This is a genomic window from Pseudomonas sp. FP2335 (genome assembly GCF_030687535.1).
Classification (GTDB): Bacteria; Pseudomonadota; Gammaproteobacteria; order Pseudomonadales; family Pseudomonadaceae; genus Aquipseudomonas.
In genome coordinates, this window is sequence record NZ_CP117437.1 from 380272 (window position 1) to 404753 (window position 24482).

Here is a 24482-nt window from a genome sequence, read left to right on the forward strand (position 1 = left end):
CATCAGTCTTATCCCCTCCGATGTTTCTGTTTGGCGCCCGCGCCCCTATAATGGCTGCCTTTTTCGCCCAATGATTTTGCGGAGCTGGTGATGGCCGAACGTAAGGCGTCCGTCGAGCGCGACACTCTGGAAACCCAGATCAAAGCCTCGATCAACCTGGATGGCACCGGAAAGGCCCGATTTGATATCGGTGTACCTTTTCTTGAGCACATGCTGGACCAGATCGCCCGTCACGGGCTGATCGACCTGGATATCGTCAGTAAGGGCGACCTGCACATCGACGACCACCACACGGTGGAAGACGTTGGCATCACCCTCGGCCAGGCATTTGCCAAGGCCATCGGCGACAAGAAAGGCATCCGTCGCTACGGCCACGCCTATGTCCCGCTGGACGAAGCGCTGTCGCGTGTGGTCATCGACTTCTCCGGCCGCCCAGGCCTGCAGATGCACGTGCCCTACACCCGCGCCACCGTGGGCGGTTTTGACGTCGACCTGTTCCAGGAATTCTTCCAGGGTTTCGTCAACCACGCACTTGTCAGCCTGCACATCGACAACCTGCGCGGCACCAACACCCACCACCAGATCGAAACCGTGTTCAAGGCTTTCGGCCGCGCCCTGCGCATGGCCGTGGAGCTGGATGATCGCATGGCCGGGCAAATGCCCTCGACCAAGGGCGTCCTGTAATGCAGACGGTCGCGGTTATCGATTACGGCATGGGTAACCTGCACTCGGTGGCCAAGGCCCTCGAACACGTAGGTGCCGGCAAGGTGCTGATCACCAGCGATGCAGACGTGATTCGCGAAGCCGACCGGGTGGTATTCCCCGGCGTTGGCGCGATTCGCGATTGCATGGCCGAGATCCGCCGCCTGGGCTTCGACAGCCTGGTGCGTGAAGTCAGCCAGGACCGTCCGTTCCTCGGCATCTGTGTGGGCATGCAAGCCTTGCTCGATCGCAGTGAAGAGAACGATGGCGTCGACTGCATCGGGCTGTTCCCGGGCCAGGTGAAGTTCTTCGGCAAGGACCTGCATGAAGACGGCGCACACCTCAAAGTGCCGCACATGGGCTGGAACGAGGTCAGCCAGACCGTCGACCACCCGCTGTGGCACGACATCCCGGACCTGGCGCGTTTCTACTTCGTGCACAGCTACTACATCGCCGCCGGTAACCCGGGCCAGGTGGTGGGTGGCGGGCACTACGGCGTCGACTTCGCCGCCGCGCTGGCCGAAGGTTCGCGCTTTGCCGTGCAGTTCCACCCGGAGAAAAGCCATACCCATGGCCTGCAATTGCTGCAGAACTTCGCCACCTGGAACGGAAGCTGGTAAATGGCCAAGAAGCCGAAGTTGCCGCTCTTGAACCTCACGCCCGAACAGGAGAGTGAGGCTACCCTCAAGATCAAGCGGTTCATGGAAGATCGCTTCGAGCTGAAGCTGGGTTCGTTCGAGGTCGCCGAGATCCTCGAACTGTTCACCACCGAAGTTGCTCCGCACTATTACAACAGGGCGATTTTCGACGCACAGACGCTGCTCAAAGAGCGCTTCGAAAGCATCGAAAGCGACCTGTGGTCGCTTGAGAAACCCTGATTTCCCAAGCATTGCTGAATATCGAATAAGGTTTGCCAGATGCTGATTATCCCCGCTATCGATCTCAAGGACGGCGCCTGCGTACGTCTGCGCCAAGGCCGCATGGAAGACTCCACCGTGTTCTCCGATGATCCGGTGAGCATGGCTGCCAAATGGGTGGAAGGGGGCTGCCGTCGTCTGCATCTGGTGGACCTGAACGGCGCCTTCGAAGGCCAGCCGGTCAACGGTGAAGTGGTCACGGCGATCGCCAAGCGCTACCCGAACCTGCCGATCCAGATCGGTGGCGGTATCCGTTCCCTGGAAACCATCGAGCACTACGTCAAGGCCGGCGTGAGCTACGTGATCATCGGCACCAAGGCCGTCAAAGACCCGGCCTTCGTCGCCGAAGCCTGCCGCGCGTTCCCGGGCAAAGTGATCGTGGGCCTGGACGCCAAGGACGGTTTCGTCGCCACCGACGGCTGGGCTGAAATCAGCACGGTGCAGGTGATCGACCTGGCCAAGCAGTTCGAAGCCGACGGCGTTTCTGCCATCGTTTATACCGACATCGCCAAAGACGGCATGATGCAGGGCTGCAACGTGCCGTTCACTGCGGCGCTGGCTGCGGCGACCAGAATCCCGGTGATCGCTTCGGGCGGCATTCACAACCTGGGTGACATCAAGTCGCTGCTGGACGCCAAGGCGCCCGGCATCATCGGCGCCATCACCGGCCGCGCGATTTATGAAGGTACCCTGGACGTCGCCGAAGCCCAGGCTTACTGCGACGCCTATAACGGCTGAGGACTGACCATGGCGCTGGCCAAACGCATCATCCCTTGCCTGGACGTCGACAACGGTCGCGTGGTCAAGGGCGTCAAGTTCGAGAACATCCGTGACGCCGGCGACCCGGTGGAAATCGCCCGTCGCTACGATGAGCAAGGTGCCGACGAGATTACCTTTCTCGACATCACCGCCAGCGTCGACGGTCGCGACACCACGTTGCATACCGTCGAGCGCATGGCCAGCCAGGTGTTCATCCCGCTGACCGTGGGCGGTGGCGTGCGTACCGTGCAAGACATCCGCAACCTGCTCAATGCCGGTGCGGACAAGGTTTCGATCAACACCGCCGCCGTGTTCAACCCGGAGTTCGTCGGCGAAGCCGCGCAGCACTTCGGCTCGCAATGCATCGTGGTGGCCATCGACGCCAAGAAAGTCTCCGGCCCGGGCGAAACCCCGCGCTGGGAGATCTTCACCCACGGCGGTCGCAAGCCGACCGGCCTGGACGCGGTGGAGTGGGCGATGAAAATGGAAGGCCTGGGCGCCGGTGAAATCCTGCTGACCAGCATGGACCAGGACGGCATGAAAAACGGCTTCGACCTGGGCGTAACCCGCGCCATCAGCGATGCGTTGGGTATCCCGGTGATCGCCTCCGGCGGCGTCGGCAACCTGCAACATCTGGCCGACGGTGTCATCGAAGGCCACGCCAGTGCGGTACTGGCGGCGAGTATTTTCCACTTTGGCGAATACACCGTTCCCGAGGCCAAGGCCTACATGGCGGCGCGCGGTATCGTCGTTCGCTAAACGCTGCTGGACACCATGGCAGGCGCGGGGCACTCTCTGCGCTTGCCATGGATTCCGGTAACCTTCATGTTCAAAGATCTTCTGCTCGTCCTCGCCAGTACCTCCATTCTTTTGGCGGGTTCTGTCCACGCCGAGGAGCCGTCCGACACCTCCCTGGTGCTGCTGACGGAAAACTTCCCGCCGTACAACATGGCGAAGAACGGCAAGAACTTCGCCAAGGAAGAGAACATCGAAGGCATTGCCGTGGACATCGTCCGCGAGACTTTCAAGCGTGCCGGCATTTCCTACAACCTGACCCTACGTTTTCCTTGGGAGCGCATCTACAAGCTCGCCCTGGAAAAACCCGGCTACGGCGTATTCGTGATGGCTCGCCTGCCGGACCGCGAGTCCCTGTTCAAATGGGTCGGCCCCATCGGCCCGGACGATTGGGTGCTGCTGGCCAAGGCCGACAGCACGATCCAACTGACTGACCTCGAACATGCGCGCCGTTACAGGATCGGCGCGTACAAGGGCGATGCCATTGCTCAGACCCTGGAGAAGCAGGGCCTCAACCCGGTAGTGGTATTGCGCGACCAGGACAATGCGCAAAAGCTGCTGGATGGTCAGATCGACCTGTGGGCCACCGGCGATCCCGCCGGGCGCTACCTTGCCCGCCAGGTGGGCGTCACCGGCCTCAAGACCGTGCTGCGCTTCAACAGTGCGCAGTTGTACCTGGCGCTCAACAAGCAAGTGCCGGACGAGGTGGTGCTCAAGCTGCAGGCGACGCTCGATCAGCTACGGCGCGACGGTCTCATCGACGAGATCATGGCCCGCTACCTCTAGCGCGGCTTGCGTCACCGCCGGCGGCGATTCTTCGCGGGGAAATTCACTCATATAGATTTGATCGCCGCTGGTGTAGCTGACGGTGGTCGACACCTGGCTGCCGTCCTGGCGCAGCAAGCGGTATTCGCTCTGGATCAGGTAAGCGGCGACGGCCTTGTTGGCGGGAACGTAGGTGATGATGTCCAGCGACGAGGCTTGATTCCAGCCCTTGGCCGAACGTTGGGTGTGGGTGAAGTCCTGTTCCAGATGCGCCGAGAAATTCAATTCGAATACACGGTATTTGGGAGGCCATTCGCTGCACAGATCGACGCAGGTTGTCGCGGCCAGGGCCCTGGAATGGTTGCCTGTTTCGCCCTTGTTGGCGGTCCACATGAACGGTTGGCTGGTGTCGGTGGTGTTGTGGCCGAAGCCGGCGAACAGATGGCGGTCGGTGCGTTCCAGGCGGTAGGTCGGTGAGGACAGCAGCTGTTCGATGGCATTCAACTCCGGGTCTTTGACGCTGAACCACGGCAGCAGGCACACATGGGTCGTGGGCGTGGTTGCGGCCTCGTCGGGGCCGGCGTAACTGGTGAGGACCGGCGGTGGCGGGGGTTCGCGCAGTGGCGCGCTGAGGGGCAAGCGCAGTGCGTAGGTCGGCTCGGTGGGCCGGGTGTAGCGTGCGTTGGCGACGAACGTCCCGGGCGCCAGGTTGATCTCGCCGGGCGCTGCGTCCGGCACTCTGATCGACCAGGCGCTGAAGTCCCGAGAGGCGCCACTGCCTTCGTCGCTCCAGATCAAATCGCCGGGCTGGGCGCTCGTCACCAGGTCGGCGCGCACGCAGCGTACGGCATTGCTCGAAGGTTTTTCATAACCTACGCCGCACACCAGGCCCATAGCTACATAGCCTTCAGGTGGCAGCGGCCGCCAGATGGAAAAATCGTTTCGCGCACCCGAGCCTGCATCCTTCCACACTTGCTCATAGTCTGCCGGCGGGCGCAGTGCGGTGCCATTGACCTTGTTGGCATCGCTGACCACGGCGACGATCTTGCGTTGATTGATGTTGCGATAGCTGCCGGTGGCGATGTCACCCAGTGGGAAAAACTGACTGAGGGCATCGGATGTCGTGCTGGGCCGCCACAGGCCGATGGCGCGGTGGGCGCCTGACCCCTTGTCGTTCCACAGCGGCAGGAACTCGCAGGTAAAGCTGATGAGCAGGTCGTTGAATTGCAGCGGATTCATGGGGAATCTCTCCAGTTGATTGGAGGGGGCACTATCGGTCAATCCCGGCGGCGTCCAGCGGTAGCTATGTAGGGTGCATTCAGCGCGGCTTGAGCAGATCGACCCGCAGGGTTGAAGGTTGGTCGGCCTGGTCGAATGCATACGTGCAAATCTTGATTGGCGTGTTTCTGACGCTGATCAGTTGGGCGAACTTTTCCGTCTGCATCCCAGGGAAGTCATTGAGGGGCCGCACCAGGTCAATGGGCTCGTCCTCGTCCACTTCGGTGAGCAATGGCGGGGGTGGGATTGGCAAGTAGGCGGCAGGACGCAGGCAATCGGTGGTCGCGGCCGGGCCATATTTGTAGGTGTAGCGATGCATGAATGGCGAGGCCAGGTTCCAGATCACGGTGTAGGCCCCCAGGCCATGTTTGTCGAGGCTGATCGTCAGGTTGGGCGTGCGCGCCGGCCCGGGTTCGGCGAGTTCGACGGCCAGGGTCAACGCGTTGCGCATCATGCCGTTGGTCACAGGTTGTTCGGCGGAAGCTACGCCGACGATGCACAGCATCTGCATGCCGGTCTGTGGGCCGATGGCATCGTTGATGTGGGCGTTTTCGGCGTTGATGGGCGAGCTGTAGTGCACCGGGTTTTCGCAGTCAATCGCACGGCGTGTGGTCTTGTAGCGGTAGAACGGGGTGTTGGTGGTGAAGGCCAGGTTCCAGCGCGGCACGATGTCCTTGCCTTTGGTGCCAGGCTGCTTGATGAAGTACTGCTGGATCGGCTCCGGATTTTTGAAGGTGATCGTGGTTGTCGGGAAGAGGTCGCAGTGCTCGCTGTCGGGTTTCAATACCCCGGCCGCGAAGCAGCGGTTGAGGAACGTCACCGGGCTGCCATAGTTGGTCTCGGCGTGCCAGGAGGCTTGGCCTTGGTTGACTTCGCACGGCGCGTCCCGCTGGCATTTGCGCTCCTCGGGTTGGCCGCTGGTGCTGGTGCTGAGAATGCCGAACACGGTGTTGGTTGCACGGTCGAGCAGAGGCCCGCCAAAGCTGCCGCGCATGATGCCCGGGCATTGGTTTTTCAGGGTGACGCGCCATACGAACGGTTGCTCCACCAGCTCTTGGGAGCTTTGCTGGACGCATGCGCCGAGGTGCAGGGTGTCCCATTCCGGAGCGGTCAGGGCAAGGATGTCATTGCCATCGGCAGGGACTTCTTCGGCGAGTTTGAGTGGGTTGATTCCGGCCTTGAGCAAGGCCGCCAGTGAAGTCTGCAATTCGATAATGGCCAGGTCCATGCCTTGGCTACTGCCCCATTTCAGGGTCTTGAGCGAATAGGTCTTGATCGACTCCAGGGTGTCGTCGAAGTAGTTGAAGCTGATGCTGCCTTTGATCGGCAGGTCCTTTTGCACTGCGCCGTTGAGGCGGTGCAGGCAATGGCTGCTGGTGAGTACGTAGGCCGGGCCGGATTTTCCGGCGGCGTCGCGGGTGTCCAGCAAAGTAGCCGTACACAGGGTCTGGGCTTCGTTGCGAATACGGCCGACGCCATTCCAGTGGTCGTGTTCATGGCGCGCGTTGCTGAGCATGCGTGCGGGGCTGCTGTTTGGCAGGCCTTCGCCGAAATCCCGCGGTGCAGCTGTGAGTGATCCGGTGAGGCTGCCGAGCAGCAGGGCGCAGAGTGTGAGGTGGGTGATGTTCATGAAGTGTCCTGTAAGCGTGAACCTAAAGGCGCACTATTCAGGACCGGGGTTGGGGATGGGTGGTACTTACCTAGCTGCTGGACGGTAGGTGCCGTCCTTGCCATGCCCGGCCATCGCCTGGTTGCTGCGTAGGCTGATCATCAGCTTGATGTCGATCCAGTCCACGCCCTGGGCCTTGAGCTTGGGCAATTCACGCTCGAGTACCGCCAGGGTCTGCGGGTACGGGTGGCCGATCATCACTGCCGAGCCTTGTTTGTGGGCCAGCTTGATTGCGGTCTGCAGTTGCGCGGTGATCGCCGCTTCGGTGCGTTCGTCATCCAGGAACACGTCGCGGGAAACGCTGGCCAGGCCGATCTTCTGCGCTTGGGCGGCGGCCACCGTCTGCGCGCTGGTACGGCTGTCGACAAAGAACTTGTTGCGCCGTTGCAGCTCATCCATCAACCAGGCCATGGCTGCCGGTTGCGCGGTCATGCGGCTACCCATGTGGTTGTTGATGCCGGCGGTGTAGGGTACGGCCTTGAACGCGGCGTCCAGGCGCTTGCCAAGCTCTTCGATGGGCAGCTCGGGGTGCCAGGCGAACGGGCCGGTGGCCGGGTCCATGGGCATGTGCAGGATCACGATCTTGCCGGCCTTGTGCGCCTCGCGGGCGAATTCGGCGGCGTGGGGCGTGTCGGGCATGATCGCGGTGGTTACCGGGCCGGGCAGGGCCAATACACGGCGATCCCTGGGCAGGTTTTGCCCAAGGTCGTCGATGATGAGGGTCAGGTAGGCTTTGTGCGGCGCGCCGGCAGGGGCCGCTTGCGCGACGCCTGCCAGGCTGCACAGCACAGCGATGATCAGGGCAAAACGCATATCAACGGCTGCGGGTGATGCTCAAGCCCTTGAGCAGGCTCAGCGCCTGGGCCAGTTGGTAGTCATCGTCCTGCGGCATCGGCTTGGCTTTGACGCCGCTGCCACTAGGCTTGTCGGCACCGCCGTTGCCATTGCCCAGGTGACCTTGCAGGTCGGCCTCCTTGTAGTACTCGCCGTCGGCCTCGTTGGTGATCTTGGCCTTGCGTACTTCGATGTCCGGTACGATGCCCTGGGCCTGGATCGAGCGACCGTTCGGCGTGTAGTACAGCGCGGTGGTGATCTTCAGGGCGCGGTCGTTGTTCAGCGGCAACACGGTTTGCACCGAGCCCTTGCCGAAGCTGGTGGTGCCCATCAGCACGCCGCGCTTCTGGTCTTGCAGGGCGCCGGCGACGATTTCCGAGGCCGAGGCGCTGCCGCCGTTGATCAGCACGGCCAAGGGCACGCCTTCGCTGAGGTCGTTGCCCGTGGCCGAGAAACGCAGCTCGGAGTTGGCGATACGGCCCTTGGTGTACACAATCAGGCCCTTGGTGATGAAGTGGTCGACCACTTCCACCGCCGCCTGCAGCACGCCACCGGGGTTGTTGCGCAGGTCGAGCACGATGCCGTTGAGCTTCTTGCCGTTGTCCTTGCGCAGCTTGGCCAGGGCCTTGGCCACTTCGTCGCCGGTCTTGACCTGGAACTGCGTGATGCGGATGTAGCCGTAGCCCGACTCCAGCAACTGGCTCTTCACGCTCTTGACCGTGATGGTCGCGCGGGTCAGCGTCACGTCGAATGGCGCACCGCCGTCGCGCACCAGGGTCAGGGTGATTTTCTGGCCGATCTTGCCGCGCATCTTGTCGACGGCTTCGGTCATGGTCTGGCCGCGGGTAGGCTGGCCATTGATCTTGACGATGAAGTCGCCGGCCTGGATGCCGGCCTTGGACGCCGGGGTGTCATCGATGGGCGAGACGACCTTGACGTTGCCGTCTTCGGCGCCGACTTCGATGCCCAGGCCGCCGAATTCACCGCTGGTGCTTTCCTGCAGCTCGGCGAAATCTTCCGGGCCCAGGTAGGCGGAGTGCGGGTCGAGGTTGCTGAGCATGCCCTTGATGGCATTCTCCAGCAGGGTCTTGTCGTCTACGGGGTCGACATAGGCTGCCTTGATCCGGTCCATGACCTCGGCGAAGGTGCGCAGCTCGTCCAGCGGCAACGGCGCCTTGGTGGTCGCGGCCGAGGCGGCAGGTGCAGCCGGTGCGGCCTGGTCGGCGAAAGCCAGAGGCGCGCCGATCACCAGGGCGATCGTCAGAGCCAGCGAAGTGAGGCGGGACAAATGCAGCATGTCGAACGAACTCCTAATGTAGGTGCGGCCCTATCCTTGGGAACGGCACCATTGTGCAGGATCGCTCGGGCGACCCTGCTGACGAATAGCGAAGTACAGCGCCGGGGTGTCCTGGCCACCACTGTTACCGACAGTGGAGATGGATTCACCGGCTTTTACAACATCACCTGCCGACTTGAGTAATGTCTGATTGTGGCCATAAAGGCTCAAATAGCCATTACCGTGATCCAAAATCACCAACAAACCGGCGCCCCGCAGCCAATCGGCAAACACCACGCGCCCACCGTGAACGGCATGCACCTGGCTACCGGCGGAGGCGCTGATCATCACGCCGTCCCACTTGGCACGGGTGTCATCACCACGGGTTTCCCCAAAGCGTGCCAGTAATCGACCATCAACAGGCCATGGAAGTTTGCCGCGGGCTGAAGCAAAAGGACCGCCGAAGTTCTCGCCGGCGCTGGAAACCAGTGGGCCAGGGGCTGCATGCGCCGGTTTACGCGGCGCCGGGGCGTCCGAGCTGGCGGCCAGCTCGGCCTCACGCTGGCGCTTTTTTTCGGCTTCCTGCTGGGCGATCAGCGCTTTTTGCCGCGCTTCTTCAGCCTCGCGTGCCTGGCGCGCCAGGGTTTCTTCAATGGTCTTGAGCACTTTGGCCAGGTCGGCCTGGTCCTGCTCGCGGGCCTGCAGCTTGGCGTCGCGGGCTTTTACGTCGTCATTGAGCTTGGCCAAGGCCAGCTGGCGTTCCTTGCGCACCTGCTCCAGTTGGTCGCGCTGGGTGTCCAGGGCGGTTTTCTGGTCAAGCAGCTGCGATTGCTGGTCGGCAATTTCCTGTTCGACGTTGGCCAGTTGGCGCAGGGTTTCGTTGAAACCCTTCAATTGCGCGAGGCGCGCCTGGCTCAGGTAGTCGTAATAGGTGAGGGTGCGCGCAAATTTTTCCGGATTCTGCTGGTTGAGCAGCAGCTTGAGGTATTCCTGGCGGCCGCTTTGGTAGGCGGCACGGGCCTGGATCGCGATCAGGCGTTGCTGTTCAACGCGGGCGCCCTGGAGTTTTTTTTTCTCAGCGTCGAGTCGCTCCAGTTCCGACTCGCTCTTCTTTAGTTCTTTTTGCAGCTCCTGGACTTGCTTCTCCAGCTTGCCCATCTCGGTCTCTGTGCCGCGCAGGTCTTTCTGCACCCCGGATTTTTCTTCCTGGAGCTTGCCGAGCAGCTTTTTCAGCTCGGTAATGTCCTGACGCGTGGCGTCCAACTGTTGTTGGGTTTGTGCGCGCTCATCGGCAAACGCCGGTTGGAGCAGGCAGGCAAGGGCAAGGGTAATCAGGGCGCGAAGCATAGAGGCGGGCGACACCAGGGAAATGGACGGCCTAGTATGCCCGGCAAGCGCTGCAAAAAAAACGCCCAATTCGGGCTGGTGGGCAAGATAGGTGCCGAGCGGTGGGGAGATGGCAAAAGGACATCTTCCAGACGACGCAAAACCAATGTGGGAGCGGGCTTGCCCGCGAATACGGTGTGTCAGTCACTGAAGCTGTCGACTGAACGAACGCATTCGCGGGCAAGCCCGCTTCCACAAGGGGTTGGTGGTGTGCTGTGGATCAGACCAGAATCGAAGTGCCGGTCATTTCAACCGGCTTCTCCAGCCCCATCAGCTTCAGCATGGTCGGCGCCACATCCGCCAGCACGCCGCCTTCGCGCACTTTCAGGTCGCGCTTGCCCACATAGATGAACGGCACCGGCTCGGTGGTGTGGGCGGTGTGGGCCTGGCCGGTGGATTCGTCGGACATCTGCTCGCAGTTGCCATGGTCGGCGGTGATCAGCGCTTCGCCACCGACTTTCTCCAGAGCCTCGACGATACGGCCGACGCAGGTGTCCAGGCATTCCACGGCCTTGATCGCGGCGGCGAGGTTGCCGCTGTGGCCGACCATGTCACCGTTGGCGTAGTTGACCACGATCACGTCGTAACGCTGGTTGTCGATGGCGTCGACGATCTTGTCGGTGACTTCCGGTGCGCTCATTTCCGGCTGCAGGTCGTAGGTGGCGACTTTTGGCGATGGGATCAGGATGCGCTCTTCGCCCGGGAACGGTTCTTCACGGCCGCCGGAGAAGAAGAAGGTCACGTGGGCGTATTTTTCGGTTTCGGCAATGCGCAGCTGGGTCTTGCCGTTTTTCGCCAGGTAGTCGCCCAGCACGTTTTCCAGGCTGCCCGGTGCAAACGCGGCGGGGGCCGGGATGCTGGCGGCGTATTGGGTCAGGCCGACGTAGTGCACTTTCGGCTGGCGCGCGCGCGCGAACTCTTTGAAGTCATCCTCGACAAACACGCGGCTCAGTTCGCGGGCACGGTCGGCGCGGAAGTTCATGAACACCACGGCGTCGCCGTCTTCGACTTTGACCGGCTCACCGATGGTGGTGGCTTTGACGAACTCGTCGCTTTCGCCACGGGCGTAGGCGGCTTCCAGGCCTTGCTGGGCGGTGGCGGCGTTGAACTCGGCCTGGCCGTCGACGATCAGGTTGTAGGCCTGGGACACGCGGTCCCAGCGGTTGTCGCGGTCCATGGCGAAGTAGCGGCCGATGAGGCTGGCGATGCGGCCCTTGCCCAGGGCGGCGAAGGCGGCGTCGAGCAGTTCGATGGACGATTGCGCGCTTTTCGGCGGGGTGTCGCGGCCGTCGAGGAAGGCGTGCAGGTAGATCTTGTCGGCACCGCGCTTGAAGGCCAGCTCGGCCATGGCGACCAGGTGGTCCTGGTGGCTGTGCACGCCGCCATCGGACAGCAGGCCCATGAAGTGCACGGCCTTGCCGGCAGCGACAGCTTTATCGACGGCGGCGCAGAGGGTTGGGTTCTCGAAGAACTCGCCGTCGCGGATCGCTTTGGTGACGCGGGTGAAGTCCTGATAGACCACTCGTCCGGCGCCGAGATTCATATGGCCGACTTCCGAGTTGCCCATCTGGCCGTCCGGCAGGCCGACATCCATGCCGGAACCCGAAATCAGGCCGTTGGGCATGCTGGCGGTCAAGCGGTCGAGGACCGGCTTGTCGGCCGCGTACACCGCGTTGTCGTGGTGGCTTTCGCTGTGTCCGAAGCCATCGAGAATTATCAGGACCAAAGGTTTAGGCGTAGTAGTCATAGATCCTCTCGTGGCGGTAATAAAGGAAGGCGATTGAAAAGGGAGTGGCAGTTTAAAGCGAAGTTCCAACCGCGTCACCGCTTTACGGGGGTTGGCCCCCCCTGACGGCTGTGTATACTTACCGCCATTTTAACGCCCTGGAACCTCCTTGATGGTTGATCACCTGATTGCATTTGCCACTGCCCATTATCTGCTCGTGGGTGCCTTCGTCATCCTGCTGGCGCTGCTGATCGCTCACGAGATGAGCCGTGGTGGCCGCAGCCTGAGCACATCGGAGCTGACCGCGCTGGTCAACAAGGATGAGGCCGTTGTCGTGGACATCCGCCCGGTCAAGGAATTTGCCGCCGGCCATATCGTCGGAGCCCTGAACATTCCACAGGACAAGCTGGTCGCGCGCATGGCCGAGCTGGAAAAGCACAAGGCCAAGACCATTATCCTGGTCGACGCCCAGGGCCAACACGCCGGCACCCACGCCCGCGAAATGCTCAAGGCCGGTTTCACTGCCGCCAAACTGTCCGGCGGTATCGGCAGCTGGAAAGCCGACAACCTTCCGCTGGTGAAGTGATATGAGCCAGGTTGTCGTATATTCCAGCGATTGGTGCCCTTACTGCATGCGGGCCAAGGCCTTGCTGGAGCAGAAGGGCGTTGCCTTCGAAGAGATCAAGGTCGACGGCAAACCCCAGGTGCGTGCCGAGATGGCCCAGAAAGCGGGGCGCACGTCCGTGCCGCAGATCTGGATCGGCACCCGGCATATCGGTGGTTGCGACGACCTGTTTGCCCTGGAGCGCGCCGGCAAGCTTGATGCGCTGCTCGCCTAACCCCTAAAAGACCCCAAGATCACAAGGATCTGCGATGACTGACCAACAGAACACCGAAGCTGCGCAAGACCAAAGCCCACAGTTCTCGCTGCAGCGCATCTACGTGCGTGACCTGTCGTTCGAAGCGCCGAAAAGCCCGGCCATCTTCCGTCAGGAATGGACCCCAAGCGTCGCGCTGGACCTGAACACCCGTCAAAAGGCACTGGAAGGCGACTTCCACGAAGTCGTGCTGACCCTGTCGGTCACCGTCAAGAACGGCGAAGAAGTTGCCTTCATCGCTGAAGTGCAACAGGCCGGTATCTTCCTGATCCAGGGCCTGGACGAAGCCTCCATGAGCCACACCCTGGGCGCGTTCTGCCCGAACATCCTGTTCCCGTATGCCCGTGAGACCCTGGACAGCCTGGTCACCCGTGGCTCGTTCCCGGCGCTGATGCTGGCTCCGGTGAACTTCGATGCCCTGTACGCGCAAGAGCTGCAGCGCATGCAACAGGAAGGTTCTTCGACGGTTCAGTAATCCTGAACCTGACGCAGAACTAAATGTGGGAGCGGGCTTGCTCGCGAATGCGGTCCATCAGTCGATATTTTCAGTGACTGACACACCGCTTTCGCGAGCAAGCCCGCTCCCACATTTGTTATGCGGTGCTATCTAAAGCCCAGCTGGCGCCAGCCTTCGTAAACAGCGACGGCCACGGTGTTGGACAGGTTCAGGCTGCGGCACCCTTCACGCATCGGCAAACGCAAGCGATGCCCGTCAGGCAAGGCATCCAGCACCTCGGCCGGCAGGCCACGGCTTTCCGGGCCGAACAGGAAGGCGTCGCCTTCGGCAAAGCTGGCATCATGGAACGGCCGCGAGCCCTTGGTGGTGAACGCGAACAACCGTGGGTGGCCCAGGCTTTCCAGGCAGCTGGCCAGGTCGGCGTGGCGCTTGAGCGTGGCGTACTCGTGGTAGTCCAGCCCGGCACGGCGCAGGCGTTTATCGTCCATGTCGAAGCCCAGGGGCTCGATCAAATGCAGGTGGCAGCCGCTGTTGGCGCACAGCCTGATAACGTTGCCGGTATTCGGCGGAATTTCTGGTTGAAAAAGGATGACGTGAAACATGCACGGCTCCGAAGGTAAAGATGCGCTGCATTCTACCCCCGAAGACGACCCAAGGCCGAAGCTAATGCCGAGGGTCATGGGCTCTTTGGCGATTGTCGGCATGATGGTCGGGCTGATGATTGGCCGCCTGACCACGCCGGACCCGGTTGAACTGCAACAGGTCGAGACCGCCGCGGACGGTGTGGTGGTGTGGTTCAACAGCGAACCCAAGCTGCATGGCGAGCTGATCGATGGCACCGTGGCGCTGCTGTTCGACGCCAAGGGCAAGGCCGCCGGCGGGCAACTCAAGGTCAATGACAAGGATGTGAACTGGCGCGTGCGCAAGACCGATGGCGGCTTGCTGCTGAACCTGGTGGCGGCTCGGCCGTTGCGCGGGGAGTGGAAGGGCGAGAAGGCCGACGGCCGCTGGCGGTTGGAGATCCATCTCCAGGAGCAATAAAAGAGGGAGTTCCCGGCCTGCCTGTACCAGGGCTCCCAAAACGGGCTGAAGCCGCAACGACTTCGGTGTTAAAGAGGGAAGCCCCGGCCTGCCTGTACCGAGGTTCCCGAAACGGGGGCGGGGCGCGACGCGGTTCGCATCAAGCACCCCAGGGTGTAAAGAGGGGATTCTCGGCCTGCCTGTACCAAGGTCCCCGAAACCGGGTTGTACAGGGGTTATTGCAGGGTGCGTGCCAGAGTGGCCGAGTTGTGCCAAAAAATTACTACAGAAAGCGCAAAGCCCCGGAATACGGGGCTTTGGTGGTTTCTGGCTGCTGTTTTTTTCAGCGCGGCCAGGATTTGAAGCGCTAAACCTGTGCCCGATGCCGGTTCATGGTGCATTCAAGCGGTGCACATCCCCGAAGTTTATGGCGATCCAAATGTGGGAGCGGGCTTGCTCGCGAAAGCGGTGGGTCAGACAGAACATGTGTGCCTGTTACACCGTATTCGCGAGCAAGCCCGCTCCCACACAAGCCCGCTAGCAAATTGGATTTTCAGTGGAGCTGAGAATCAGGCGTCATCGCCCTCGTCATCATCTCCACCGTCAACCTTCATTCCCAATTCCTTGATCTTGCGCGTCAGGGTATTACGCCCCCAACCCAGCAACACCGCGGCATCGCGACGGCGACCGGCGGTGTGCTTCAAGGCGGTTTCGATCATGATGCGCTCGAACGCCGGCACGGCGCTGTCCAGCAGGTTCGACTGGCCGCGAGCCAGGGCCTGGTCGGCCCATTGGCGCAATGCCTGCTCCCAGTTGGTCACCGGCGCCGAGTCCTGCGGCAGGCTCAACAGCTCCGGCGGCAGGTCGCTGATGTGCACTTCGCGGCCGGACGCCATTACGGTGATCCAGCGGCAGGTGTTTTCCAGTTGGCGCACGTTGCCGGGCCACGGCAGGTTCTTCAGGTATTCCTCGGTCTCGCTTTTCAGCAGCTTCGGCTCGACGGCCAGTTCCTGGGCGGCGCGGCTGAGGAAGTGGCGGGCCAGGGTCGGGATGTCTTCGCGACGGTCCGACATGCGCGGGATGTGGATACGGATCACGTTGAGACGGTGGAACAGGTCCTCACGGAATTTGCCCGCATGCACCAGGGTTTCGAGGTTCTGGTGCGTCGCCGCGATGATGCGCACGTCGACCTTGACCGGCGTGTGCCCGCCCACGCGATAAAACTCGCCATCGGCCAGTACGCGCAGCAAGCGTGTCTGGGTGTCGGCCGGCATGTCGCCGATTTCATCGAGGAACAACGTGCCGCCGTCGGCCTGTTCAAAACGCCCGCGGCGCAGGTTGGCTGCGCCGGTGAACGCGCCTTTTTCGTGGCCGAACAGCTCGGACTCCATCAGGTCCTTGGGAATCGCCGCCATGTTCAGCGCGATGAACGGCGAGGCCGCCCGTGGGCTGTGACGGTGCAGGGCGTGGGCCACCAACTCTTTACCAGTGCCCGACTCACCGTTGATCAGCACGGTGATGTTGGAGTGGCTCAAGCGCCCGATGGCGCGAAACACTTCCTGCATCGCCGGCGCTTCGCCGATGATTTCCGGGGTGCGGGCCAGGGCGGGTGGGGCTTCCTGGCTTTGCTGTTCCTGGGCGTGCTGGTTGGCGCGCTTGACCAGCGCCACCGCCTCGTCCACGTCGAACGGTTTGGGCAGGTATTCAAAGGCGCCGCCCTGGTAGGACGCCACAGCGCTGTCCAGGTCCGAGTGCGCGGTCATGATGATGACCGGCAGGCGCGGGTGTTGCTCACGGATGCGCGCCAGCAGGTCCAGGCCACTGGCGCCGGGCATGCGGATGTCGGAGATGATCACGTCGGGCTGCTGGCGTGCCAGGCGGCTCATCACGCCGTCGGCGCTGTCGAAGCTCTGGGTGGTCATGCCTTCCTGTTGCAAGGCTTTCTCGAGGACCCAGCGGATAGAACGGTCGTCATCGACGATCCAGACAGTTTCACTACGGCTCATGTCGATGGGGCTCCTTGTTCCAGAGGCAGAAAGATCGAGAACGTGGTGTGGCCAGGATGGCTCTCACATTCGATCAGACCCTGGTGCTGGCTGATGATGTTCTGGGTAATGGCCAGGCCCAGCCCGGTACCGTCCGGGCGGCCGCTGACCATGGGAAAGAAGATGGTTTCCTGGAGTTCCGCAGGAATGCCGGGGCCGTTGTCGATGATCTCGACCTTGGTCACCAGGCGATGGCGCACGTGGCCGATGGTGAACTGGCGCAGGGCGCGGGTGCGCAGGCTGATGCGGCCCAGGCGCAGCTCGTTCTGGCTGCTGATGGCCTGCATGGCGTTGCGCACGATATTGAGCACCGCCTGGATCATCTGTTCGCGGTCGATCAATACGTCGGGAATGCTTGGGTCGTAGTCGCGCACCAAGGTGATGCAGCCCTGGCTTTCGGCCTCGACCAGCTGGCAAACGCGCTCCAGGACCTCGTGCACGTTGGTCATCGCCAGGGAGGGCAGCTTGTTGGAGCCGAGCATGCGGTCCACCAGGTTACGCAAGCGGTCGGCTTCCTCGATGATGACGTTGGTGTAGTCCTTGAGGTTGTCGTCCGGCAGCTCGCGGGCGAGCAATTGCGCGGCGCCACGGATGCCGCCCAGGGGGTTCTTGATCTCGTGGGCCAGGCCGCGCACCAGCATCTTGCTGGTCTCCTGCTTGGACAGTTGCGCTTCTTCCTTGGTGATACGCAGCAGGCGGTCGCGGGGGTGAACTTCGAGCAGCAGCAGGGTGGCGCCATTGCTGAGGATCGGGGTTACGGCGTAGTCGACGGTCAGCGTCTGGCCGGTGAGTGCGGTGAGCATCGCCTCGCGCTTGGTGAATGGGTGTGCCTGCTCCACCGCCTGGCGCAGTGAGCTCAAGGCTTCGGCCGACTCGGTGAACAATTCGCTGATGAACTGCCCATGGCTGCGCTGACCACTGATGGCCAGGAGCATCTCTGCCGCCGGGTTCATGTACTCAAGGCGCAGGTCGTCATTGAGCAGGATGGTCGCGGTGGTCAGGTTGTCGAGTAACAAACGGTGCAGTGCATCACTGATGGTCATCAGGACCTCTTTTGGAGCAAGGCGCGGGCTTGAGGCACACGCTGATACAAGGAAAATGCAAAAACCAAACCAAGGCTCCGAAAAGAAGCGTAAATGCCCTGGAATAGGGGTTTAAGGCGCGAATCTGTGGCGTTCTGCCAGCTTGCTCGGGTAGTTTCGAACCAAAATGGGCTGGCAGGTGTGACGGGTGCAGCCAGTTGCACCAATATAGTGCGGTTTTGTGCCTGTTGTTCAGGAAGTGGTGGGCGGATCGCTTTCTGTGTGTGGTGAAAACGATCCTCGATAGCCGGTGGGTCAACGTTGCTCGGAAAGCGGCATGCCCGCGGTGCCGGCGTAAAAGACCAGAAGTTCGACGGGGGTGTCGCCGGTGACTCCACGATGTTCGGTGCCCACCATCTCGGCGAGGGTTTGCCCTTGTCTCAATGTGCGAGTAACCCCGCTCTGGCGGGTTTCAACGGTCAATTCTCCGGAGACGATATAGGCGGCGTTAGGCATTGGGTGGGTGTGCCATGGCAATTGCGTGTGCGCAGGAATCCTGAGCCTTATCAGCGTGAGCTGCGGCGGCCCGGAGGGGTAGACTCTGTAAGGCTCGCCGTCCCACGACTCGCTGCGCTCAAGCAGCACCTCCTTTTCGATCTGTACGGCGCCCTTTGGCTGGCTGTTGCATCCCAGCAACGATAAGCCCGACGCTGCTGCAATCAAGAGCTTGAGAGTGTCCATGGTCCATCCTGTTCTGTAAGTGAACGGTCAGGCTATGGCGACTTATCCAAGTGAAGATGCAGGACGGTGCTTCAAATCAAGTAGGCCGCGTACACAATTGTCAGCACCCTTTTGTTCAGCGTATCTGAAGCGACGGAAGGCAAGGCTCACGATGCCGTCCGGGCATCCACCAACCGAGCGCGCCGGGCGTGCAGATGCTCGGCCGCGATACCCCGGGCGACTGAATCCGGGGCAAAAAAAGACCTCCCGAAGGAGGTCTTTTTCATCACGCTACTTTAAGCAGCGCTACCGGATCAGCAGCTGTAGTACAGCTCGTATTCCAGTGGGTGTACGAAGGTGCGAACCTTGATTTCTTCTTCGCTTTTCAGGGCGATGTAGGCATCGATAAAGTCGTCGCTGAACACGCCGCCTTTGGTCAGGAACGCACGGCCCTTGTCCAGCTCTTCCAGGGCTTCTTTCAGGCTACCGCACACTTGTGGGATCTCTTTGGCCTCTTCAGGCGGCAGGTCGTACAAGTTTTTGTCGGCGGCGTCGCCAGGGTGGATCTTGTTCTGGATACCGTCCAGGCCAGCCATCAGCAGGGCTGCGAAAGCCAGGTATGGGTTGGCAGCCGGGTCCGGGAAACGTGCTTCGATACGACGGCCGCGTGGGCTGTTGACGTAAGGAATACGGATCGAAGCGGAACGGTTGCGCGCCGAGTAGGCCAGCATTACCGGTGCTTCGAAGCCTGGAACCAGACGCTTGTAGGAGTTGGTCGCCGGGTTGGTGAAGCCGTTCAGGGCCTTACCGTGCTTGATGATACCGCCGATGAAGAACAGGGCAGTTTCCGACAGGCCGGCATAACCTTCGCCAGCGAAGGTGTTCTTGCCATCTTTAGCGATGGACATGTGAACGTGCATACCCGAACCGTTATCGCCGTACAGAGGCTTAGGCATGAAGGTCGCGGTGCGGCCGTATGCATCGGCAACGTTGTGTACAACGTATTTCAGGGTTTGAACTTCGTCAGCTTTCTTCACCAGGGTGTTGAACTTGACGCCGATTTCGTTCTGGCCGGCAGTTGCCACTTCGTGGTGGTGAACTTCAACGACCTGGCCCATTTCTTCCAGTGCGTTGCACATGGAGGTACGGATTTCGTGGTCGTGGTCGAACGGAGGAACCGGGAAGTAGCCGCCTTTGATACCTGGACGGTGGCCTTTGTTGCCGCCTTCGATGTCTTGGTCGGACATCCACGAGCCTTGCTCGGAGAAGATTTTGAACATGGAGCCGGAGATGTCGGACTTGAACTTCACTTCGTCGAAGATGAAGAACTCAGGCTCAGGACCGCAGAAGACGGTGTCACCGATACCGGTGGTCTTCAGGTATTCCTCGGCGCGGTGGGCGATGGCGCGCGGGTCGCGATCGTAGCCTTGCATGGTCGAAGGTTCGATGATGTCGCAGACCAGGATCAGGGTCGGCTCTTCGGTGAACGGGTCCAGTACGGCAGAGTCGTCGTCCGGCAGCAGGATCATGTCGGAGGCTTCGATGCCTTTCCAGCCAGCGATGGAGGAACCGTCGAACATCTTGCCAACTTCGAAGAAGTCGTCTTCCAGCGCGTCGCGAGCCGGCATGGTCACGTGGTGCTGAGTGCCTTTGGTGTCCGTGAAGCGCAGATCAATCCATTTAACGTCATGATCTTTGATGAGTTGAACCGACTTCGACATAGTGTCCTCCGGGTGGCTTCGGGCTGGGGTAGTGGAGTTAGCCCTTAGAATGTGGGTGATGCCGGCGCGGATAGTCCGCCATGGCAACCTGCCTCACAAGAGAGCAAATTGCATGCCAGTGCGCCAACATGGGTTTTCTGGTCCAAAAACGCCCCTATAAAGGTGCATTGCGACAAAAGCCCGAAAATGGCGCACCGCAATGTAGCGCACGCACTGGAAAATGCACTGCTTTAGTGCGCTTGCAGTCCGATGCATATTAACTGGTTAAACCTTGAGCGATTTCCGCTATAATCCGCGCCCCCCTTTTTCAGCAGGCCCGGCGCGCGCTGTTTCCATGAAATTAATCGTTAAAGTCTTCCCCGAGATCACCATCAAAAGCCGACCGGTACGGACGCGTTTCATCCGTCAATTGGCCAAGAACATCCGTGCCGTGCTCCGTGACCTGGACCCGGCTGTGGTGGTGAACGGCGTGTGGGACAATCTCGAGCTGGAAACCCGCATTACCGACGCCAAAGCCTTGAAGGACATGACCGAACGCCTGAGCTGCATGCCGGGCATCGCGCATTTCCTGCAGGTGGATGAGTACCCGCTGGGCGACTTCGACGACATCACCGAGAAGTGCAAGCAGCACTACGGCAGCGAGCTTGAAGGCAAGATCTTTTCGGTGCGTTGCAAGCGCGCCGGCAAGCACACCTTCAGCTCCATGGATGTCGAGAAATACGTCGGCAGCAAGCTGCGTCGCGAGTGCGGCGCTGCCGGAATTTCCCTGAAAGCGCCGCAAATTGAAGTGCGCATGGAAATTCGCGACCAACGGTTGTTTGTCATCCACAGCCAGCACAACAGCATCGGCGGTTACCCGCTGGGCGCCCTGGAACAGACCCTGGTCCTGATGTCCGGCGGTTTCGATTCCACGGTTGCCGCCTACCAGATCATGCGCCGCGGCCTTATGAGCCATTTCTGCTTCTTTAACCTGGGCGGGCGTGCACACGAATTGGGCGTGATGGAAGTTGCGCACTTTATCTGGAAGAAGTACGGCAGCTCCCAACGCGTGCTATTTGTAAGCGTACCGTTCGAAGAAGTGCTGGGCGAAATTCTCGGCAAAGTCGATAACAGTCATATGGGCGTGGTATTGAAGCGTATGATGTTGCGCGCTGCGTCCCGGATCGCCGATCAGTTGCAGATCGACGCCCTGGTGACGGGTGAAGCAATCTCCCAGGTGTCCAGCCAAACGCTGCCGAACCTGTCGCTGATCGATTGCGTCACCGAAAAGCTGGTCTTGCGCCCGCTGATCGCCAGTCACAAGCAGGACATCATCGACCTGGCCGAAGAAATCGGCACGGCGGATTTTGCCAAGCACATGCCTGAATATTGCGGGGTCATCTCGGTGAACCCCAAGACCCACGCCAAGCGCAACCGCGTGGAGTACGAAGAACAACAGTTCGACATGGCGGTTCTGGAGCGTGCGCTCGAGAACGCCAAGCTGGTCCCTATCGATCGTGTCATCGACGAACTGGGCCAGGACGTGAAGATCGAAGAAGTCAGCGAAGCCCTGGCCGGCCAGATCGTCATCGACATCCGTCACCCGGATGCCGCTGAAGATGAGCCGCTGGAGATTCCTGGCATCGACGTACAAACGCTGCCGTTTTATGCATTGAACGCGCGTTTCAAGGAACTGGATAACAGCCGTCAGTACCTGCTGTATTGCGACAAAGGCGTGATGAGTCGCCTGCATGCCCACCATTTGCTCAGTGAGGGGCATGCCAATGTGCGCGTTTATCGACCGAGCTAAGAGCCCGGGGCTGTTTGCCTGTGGCCTGCGTCACCGGCCCCCCGACTCTGCCGTCAAGCTGTAACGGCAAGGCCTGACTCTACTGTTAATCGCTGCCACGACCTGTCAGCACACCGAATCCTCTGATCGAGATACACAAGTGATCGAAAATCTACGTAACATCGCCATCATTGCTCACGTTGACCATGGTAAAACCACCCTGGTAGACAAACTCCTGCGTCAGTCCGGCACCCTGGAGCGCAACGAGCTCAATGACGAGCGCGTGATGGACTCCAACGACCAGGAAAAAGAGCGCGGTATTACCATCCTGGCGAAAAACACCGCCATCAACTGGAACGGCTACCACATCAACATCGTGGATACCCCGGGCCACGCCGACTTCGGCGGCGAAGTTGAACGCGTAATGTCGATGGTTGACTCCGTTCTGCTGCTGGTTGATGCCCAGGACGGCCCTATGCCGCAAACCCGTTTCGTGACCAAGAAGGCGTTCGAAGCCGGCCTGCGTCCGATCGTGTGCATCAACAAGGTTGACCGTCCAGGCGCGCGTCCGGACTGGGTTCTGGACCAGATCTTCGACCTGTTCGACAACCTGGGTGCCACCGAAGAACAGCTGGATTTCAAAGTCGTCTACGCCTCGGCCCTGAACGGCATTGCCGGTCTGGACCACAACGACATGGCTGAAGACATGACCCCGCTGTACCAGTCGATCGTCGACAACGTACCGGCGCCAAAAGTTGACCGTGACGGCCCGTTCCAGATGCAAATCTCGGCACTGGACTACAACAGCTTCCTGGGTGTTATCGGCGTTGGCCGTATCGCTCGTGGTAGCGTCAAGCCGAACACCCCGGTTGTTGCTATCGGCGCTGACGGCAAGAAGCGTAACGGTCGTATCCTGAAGCTGATGGGTCACCACGGTCTGCACCGTATCGACGTTGAAGAAGCTTTCGCAGGCGACATCGTATGCGTGAGCGGTATGGACTCCCTGTTCATCTCCGACACCCTGTGCCAGCCGGACAACGTCGAGGCGATGAAGCCTCTGACCGTTGACGAGCCAACCGTTTCCATGACCTTCCAGGTAAACGACTCGCCTTTCTGCGGTAAAGAAGGCAAGTTCGTGACTTCCCGTAACATCAAGGAACGTCTGGACAAAGAGCTGCTGTACAACGTTGCACTGCGTGTTGAAGAAGGCGACTCGGCTGACAAGTTCAAGGTTTCCGGCCGTGGTGAGCTGCACCTCTCGGTACTGATCGAAACCATGCGTCGCGAAGGCTTCGAAATGGGCGTTGGTCGTCCGGAAGTGATCATCCGTCAGGTTGACGGCGTGAAGCAGGAACCGTTCGAAAACGTCACCATCGACACCCCGGAAGAATCCCAGGGCAAGGTGATGGAAGAGATGGGTCTGCGTAAAGGCGACCTGACCAACATGGTGCCGGATGGCAAAGGCCGTGTGCGTCTGGAATACAACATCCCTGCTCGTGGTCTGATCGGTTTCCGTAACCAGTTCCTGACCCTGACCAACGGTGCTGGCATCCTGACCTCGATCTTTGATCGCTACGACACCATGAAGTCCGGCGACATGTCCGGCCGTCAGAACGGTGTTCTGGTATCGGTTGAAACCGGCAAGGCGCTGACCTACTCCCTGGAAACCCTCCAGGCACGTGGCAAGCTGTTCGTTGAACACGGTCAAGAGATCTACAACGGTCAGATCGTTGGTCTGAACAGCCGTGACAACGACATGGGCGTCAACCCAACCAAAGGCAAGAAGCTCGACAACATGCGTGCTTCGGGCAAAGACGAAACCATCGCTCTGGTTCCACCTGTTCGCTTCACCCTGGAACAGGCCCTGGAATTCATCCAGGACGACGAGCTGTGCGAAGTCACGCCTAAGTCGATCCGCCTGCGTAAGAAGATCCTGGACGAAGGCGAGCGTACCCGCGCTGCCAAGAAAGCCAAGAACTGAGTTAACTCAGGCTGAATGAAAAACGCCCCCGGTCGAAAGGCCGGGGGCGTTTTTTTGTGCCTGCAAAATATGTGATGACTGTGCCGGCCCCTTCGCGAGCAAGCCCGCTCCCACATTTGAATGCATTCCAAAGTTGGAACTCGGTCAAATGTGGGAGCGGGCTTGCTCGCGAAAGCGGTAGCCCAAGCAATACAAAATGCGGATCAGAACTTATCGAGCGTCTTGAACTTGGTCTCGCGCACCACTTCCTTGGGCTTGTACGCGCAATACCCCGGCCGCGGCCCGATCTTAGGGTGGTTGCGGCAAGTATCCGGGCGCTTGTCATAAATAGTGCAGAAGCGCGTCTTACGATCCAGGAACAGGCAGTCGTTGTTGCTCATGCGCTGCAGGGTAAAAATCTCGGACTTGGAATTGAAGCGCTCGACGATGCCTTCCTTCTGCAAGCGCTTGGCGATGTTCTTCGCCGGGTCGCCCAGCTCGAACTCATCGACTAGACCAATGCGGATCAGGTCCTTGACCTTCACTTCGACCGGCAGCGTACAGCAGCTGGACACGCAGCCACCGCACATGTGTGCGGAGTATTTCTGCCATGTTTCAAGACGGTCGAGTTCCGCGGCGGCGATCAGTTGAGGCTTCATCAGGGTTCCAAAAGGTGGGGCGGTATCCGGGCGCGCGATCATACCGGGATTGGTGGTTTTTTGAACAATATTTTGCCGGTTTCGGCCAGAAGGCGTGTCTGGGCCAAAGCAGGCACGGCCAATGC

The 24482-nt window shown here is 60.7% G+C and carries 24 protein-coding genes; 12 read left to right on the forward strand and 12 right to left on the reverse strand.

Features of this window, described 5'->3' with window-relative positions; all coding sequences use genetic code 11:
• Nucleotides 1–90 precede the first annotated feature (90 nt).
• From hisB to PSH81_RS01625, 6 genes are all read left to right on the forward strand, one after another.
• Nucleotides 91–684 (forward strand): imidazoleglycerol-phosphate dehydratase HisB, encoded by a 594-nt coding sequence (gene hisB, locus PSH81_RS01600; RefSeq protein ID WP_003218037.1) that lies wholly within the window; start codon nt 91–93, stop codon nt 682–684.
• Nucleotides 684–1322, forward strand: coding sequence for an imidazole glycerol phosphate synthase subunit HisH (gene hisH / locus PSH81_RS01605; RefSeq protein WP_226457623.1), 639 nt, complete (start codon nt 684–686; stop codon nt 1320–1322). Before hisB ends, hisH begins: the two co-directional genes overlap by 1 nt.
• A complete protein-coding gene (locus PSH81_RS01610; RefSeq protein ID WP_133076491.1) occupies nt 1323–1580 on the forward strand; it encodes a DUF2164 domain-containing protein in 258 nt (85 codons plus the stop codon).
• Between the two features lie 39 nt (nt 1581–1619).
• Nucleotides 1620–2357: a 1-(5-phosphoribosyl)-5-[(5-phosphoribosylamino)methylideneamino]imidazole-4-carboxamide isomerase gene (hisA, locus tag PSH81_RS01615; protein WP_008435688.1), complete on the forward strand. Its 738-nt coding sequence runs from the start codon at nt 1620–1622 to the stop codon at nt 2355–2357.
• A 9-nt stretch (nt 2358–2366) separates the two neighbouring features.
• The gene (gene hisF / locus PSH81_RS01620) at nt 2367–3137 is read left to right on the forward strand and encodes an imidazole glycerol phosphate synthase subunit HisF (protein ID WP_003171107.1); all 771 of its coding nucleotides are present in this window, start codon (nt 2367–2369) and stop codon (nt 3135–3137) included.
• 66 nt (nt 3138–3203) lie between these two features.
• Complete coding sequence (locus PSH81_RS01625) at nt 3204–3959, forward strand: ABC transporter substrate-binding protein (RefSeq protein WP_226457624.1); 756 nt, start codon at nt 3204–3206, stop codon at nt 3957–3959.
• Here the strand turns inward: PSH81_RS01625 and PSH81_RS01630 are convergent.
• From PSH81_RS01630 to gpmI, 6 genes are all read right to left on the reverse strand, one after another.
• A complete protein-coding gene (locus PSH81_RS01630; RefSeq protein ID WP_226457625.1) occupies nt 3912–5177 on the reverse strand; it encodes a Vps62-related protein in 1266 nt (421 codons plus the stop codon). The two genes, PSH81_RS01625 and PSH81_RS01630, sit on opposite strands and share 48 nt — an antisense overlap.
• Nucleotides 5178–5256: 79 nt before the next feature.
• A complete protein-coding gene (locus PSH81_RS01635) occupies nt 5257–6846 on the reverse strand; it encodes a serine protease (protein WP_226457626.1) in 1590 nt (529 codons plus the stop codon).
• A 66-nt stretch (nt 6847–6912) separates the two neighbouring features.
• The gene (locus PSH81_RS01640; protein ID WP_226457627.1) at nt 6913–7698 is read right to left on the reverse strand and encodes a divergent polysaccharide deacetylase family protein; all 786 of its coding nucleotides are present in this window, start codon (nt 7696–7698) and stop codon (nt 6913–6915) included.
• Nucleotide 7699: 1 nt separating this feature from the next.
• The gene (locus tag PSH81_RS01645) at nt 7700–9016 is read right to left on the reverse strand and encodes a S41 family peptidase (RefSeq protein WP_192298406.1); all 1317 of its coding nucleotides are present in this window, start codon (nt 9014–9016) and stop codon (nt 7700–7702) included.
• A gap of 30 nt (nt 9017–9046) precedes the next feature.
• Nucleotides 9047–10342 carry a murein hydrolase activator EnvC gene (locus tag PSH81_RS01650; RefSeq protein WP_192298405.1) on the reverse strand — a complete coding sequence of 432 codons (1296 nt, stop codon included), beginning with the start codon at nt 10340–10342 and terminating at the stop codon, nt 9047–9049.
• A gap of 259 nt (nt 10343–10601) precedes the next feature.
• Entirely contained in the window at nt 10602–12128 is a 1527-nt protein-coding gene (gene gpmI, locus PSH81_RS01655) for a 2,3-bisphosphoglycerate-independent phosphoglycerate mutase (RefSeq protein WP_226457628.1), read from the reverse strand.
• Between the two features lie 151 nt (nt 12129–12279).
• On the opposite strand from gpmI, the gene PSH81_RS01660 reads away from it, so the two are divergent.
• The 3 genes from PSH81_RS01660 to secB are packed head-to-tail and all read left to right on the forward strand — an operon-like array spanning nt 12280 to nt 13460.
• Complete coding sequence (locus PSH81_RS01660) at nt 12280–12693, forward strand: rhodanese-like domain-containing protein (protein ID WP_192298403.1); 414 nt, start codon at nt 12280–12282, stop codon at nt 12691–12693.
• A 1-nt stretch (nt 12694) separates the two neighbouring features.
• Nucleotides 12695–12946: a glutaredoxin 3 gene (grxC, locus tag PSH81_RS01665; RefSeq protein WP_192298402.1), complete on the forward strand. Its 252-nt coding sequence runs from the start codon at nt 12695–12697 to the stop codon at nt 12944–12946.
• Between the two features lie 34 nt (nt 12947–12980).
• On the forward strand, nt 12981–13460 hold the full coding sequence (secB, locus tag PSH81_RS01670; protein ID WP_226457629.1) for a protein-export chaperone SecB: 480 nt from the start codon (nt 12981–12983) through the stop codon (nt 13458–13460).
• A 128-nt stretch (nt 13461–13588) separates the two neighbouring features.
• On the opposite strand, the gene PSH81_RS01675 is transcribed toward secB, so the two are convergent.
• Nucleotides 13589–14044: a tRNA (cytidine(34)-2'-O)-methyltransferase gene (locus PSH81_RS01675; protein ID WP_226457630.1), complete on the reverse strand. Its 456-nt coding sequence runs from the start codon at nt 14042–14044 to the stop codon at nt 13589–13591.
• Between PSH81_RS01675 and PSH81_RS01680 the strand changes: the two genes are divergently transcribed.
• The gene (locus PSH81_RS01680; protein ID WP_192298399.1) at nt 14043–14483 is read left to right on the forward strand and encodes a hypothetical protein; all 441 of its coding nucleotides are present in this window, start codon (nt 14043–14045) and stop codon (nt 14481–14483) included. The two genes, PSH81_RS01675 and PSH81_RS01680, sit on opposite strands and share 2 nt — an antisense overlap.
• 548 nt (nt 14484–15031) lie before the next feature.
• Here PSH81_RS01680 and ntrC read toward each other — a convergent pair.
• From ntrC to glnA, 4 genes are all read right to left on the reverse strand, one after another.
• Nucleotides 15032–16468 carry a nitrogen regulation protein NR(I) gene (ntrC, locus tag PSH81_RS01685; RefSeq protein WP_192298398.1) on the reverse strand — a complete coding sequence of 479 codons (1437 nt, stop codon included), beginning with the start codon at nt 16466–16468 and terminating at the stop codon, nt 15032–15034.
• On the reverse strand, nt 16465–17550 hold the full coding sequence (gene glnL, locus PSH81_RS01690; RefSeq protein ID WP_010213871.1) for a nitrogen regulation protein NR(II): 1086 nt from the start codon (nt 17548–17550) through the stop codon (nt 16465–16467). The genes ntrC and glnL overlap by 4 nt, the downstream gene beginning before the upstream one ends.
• Before the next feature lie 294 nt (nt 17551–17844).
• Nucleotides 17845–18270: a cupin domain-containing protein gene (locus PSH81_RS01695; protein ID WP_305391900.1), complete on the reverse strand. Its 426-nt coding sequence runs from the start codon at nt 18268–18270 to the stop codon at nt 17845–17847.
• 293 nt (nt 18271–18563) lie between these two features.
• Nucleotides 18564–19970, reverse strand: a complete 1407-nt coding sequence (gene glnA, locus PSH81_RS01700) for a type I glutamate--ammonia ligase (RefSeq protein ID WP_192298396.1) — start codon at nt 19968–19970, stop codon at nt 18564–18566.
• A 334-nt stretch (nt 19971–20304) separates the two neighbouring features.
• Here glnA and thiI point away from each other — a divergent pair, with 334 nt between their 5' ends.
• Together thiI and typA are read left to right on the forward strand one after the other, a co-directional pair.
• On the forward strand, nt 20305–21759 hold the full coding sequence (gene thiI, locus PSH81_RS01705; RefSeq protein ID WP_192298395.1) for a tRNA uracil 4-sulfurtransferase ThiI: 1455 nt from the start codon (nt 20305–20307) through the stop codon (nt 21757–21759).
• Nucleotides 21760–21898: 139 nt separating this feature from the next.
• Entirely contained in the window at nt 21899–23719 is a 1821-nt protein-coding gene (gene typA / locus PSH81_RS01710; protein ID WP_181080294.1) for a translational GTPase TypA, read from the forward strand.
• 203 nt (nt 23720–23922) lie between these two features.
• Here the strand turns inward: typA and PSH81_RS01715 are convergent, their stop codons facing one another.
• Nucleotides 23923–24357, reverse strand: a complete 435-nt coding sequence (locus tag PSH81_RS01715; RefSeq protein ID WP_017734855.1) for a YkgJ family cysteine cluster protein — start codon at nt 24355–24357, stop codon at nt 23923–23925.
• Nucleotides 24358–24482: the final 125 nt, after the last annotated feature.

Excerpts from the sequence above, each read along its gene's own strand:
- PSH81_RS01635 (WP_226457626.1), bottom strand. The coding sequence starts at position 6,846 with ATGAACATCACCCACCTCACACTCTGCGCCCTGCTGCTCGGCAGCCTC.
- hisA (WP_008435688.1), top strand. The coding sequence starts at position 1,620 with ATGCTGATTATCCCCGCTATCGATCTCAAGGACGGCGCCTGCGTACGT.
- PSH81_RS01650 (WP_192298405.1), bottom strand. The coding sequence starts at position 10,342 with ATGCTTCGCGCCCTGATTACCCTTGCCCTTGCCTGCCTGCTCCAACCG.
- PSH81_RS01695 (WP_305391900.1), bottom strand. The coding sequence starts at position 18,270 with ATGGACACTCTCAAGCTCTTGATTGCAGCAGCGTCGGGCTTATCGTTG.
- PSH81_RS01645 (WP_192298406.1), bottom strand. The coding sequence starts at position 9,016 with ATGCTGCATTTGTCCCGCCTCACTTCGCTGGCTCTGACGATCGCCCTG.
- PSH81_RS01610 (WP_133076491.1), top strand. The coding sequence starts at position 1,323 with ATGGCCAAGAAGCCGAAGTTGCCGCTCTTGAACCTCACGCCCGAACAG.
- PSH81_RS01680 (WP_192298399.1), top strand. The coding sequence starts at position 14,043 with ATGCACGGCTCCGAAGGTAAAGATGCGCTGCATTCTACCCCCGAAGAC.
- thiI (WP_192298395.1), top strand. The coding sequence starts at position 20,305 with ATGAAATTAATCGTTAAAGTCTTCCCCGAGATCACCATCAAAAGCCGA.
- gpmI (WP_226457628.1), bottom strand. The coding sequence starts at position 12,128 with ATGACTACTACGCCTAAACCTTTGGTCCTGATAATTCTCGATGGCTTC.
- hisH (WP_226457623.1), top strand. The coding sequence starts at position 684 with ATGCAGACGGTCGCGGTTATCGATTACGGCATGGGTAACCTGCACTCG.
- hisF (WP_003171107.1), top strand. The coding sequence starts at position 2,367 with ATGGCGCTGGCCAAACGCATCATCCCTTGCCTGGACGTCGACAACGGT.
- glnL (WP_010213871.1), bottom strand. The coding sequence starts at position 17,550 with ATGACCATCAGTGATGCACTGCACCGTTTGTTACTCGACAACCTGACC.
- grxC (WP_192298402.1), top strand. The coding sequence starts at position 12,695 with ATGAGCCAGGTTGTCGTATATTCCAGCGATTGGTGCCCTTACTGCATG.
- PSH81_RS01675 (WP_226457630.1), bottom strand. The coding sequence starts at position 14,044 with ATGTTTCACGTCATCCTTTTTCAACCAGAAATTCCGCCGAATACCGGC.
- secB (WP_226457629.1), top strand. The coding sequence starts at position 12,981 with ATGACTGACCAACAGAACACCGAAGCTGCGCAAGACCAAAGCCCACAG.
- hisB (WP_003218037.1), top strand. The coding sequence starts at position 91 with ATGGCCGAACGTAAGGCGTCCGTCGAGCGCGACACTCTGGAAACCCAG.
- PSH81_RS01630 (WP_226457625.1), bottom strand. The coding sequence starts at position 5,177 with ATGAATCCGCTGCAATTCAACGACCTGCTCATCAGCTTTACCTGCGAG.
- PSH81_RS01715 (WP_017734855.1), bottom strand. The coding sequence starts at position 24,357 with ATGAAGCCTCAACTGATCGCCGCCGCGGAACTCGACCGTCTTGAAACA.
- PSH81_RS01640 (WP_226457627.1), bottom strand. The coding sequence starts at position 7,698 with ATGCGTTTTGCCCTGATCATCGCTGTGCTGTGCAGCCTGGCAGGCGTC.
- ntrC (WP_192298398.1), bottom strand. The coding sequence starts at position 16,468 with ATGAGCCGTAGTGAAACTGTCTGGATCGTCGATGACGACCGTTCTATC.
- PSH81_RS01660 (WP_192298403.1), top strand. The coding sequence starts at position 12,280 with ATGGTTGATCACCTGATTGCATTTGCCACTGCCCATTATCTGCTCGTG.
- PSH81_RS01625 (WP_226457624.1), top strand. The coding sequence starts at position 3,204 with ATGTTCAAAGATCTTCTGCTCGTCCTCGCCAGTACCTCCATTCTTTTG.
- glnA (WP_192298396.1), bottom strand. The coding sequence starts at position 19,970 with ATGTCGAAGTCGGTTCAACTCATCAAAGATCATGACGTTAAATGGATT.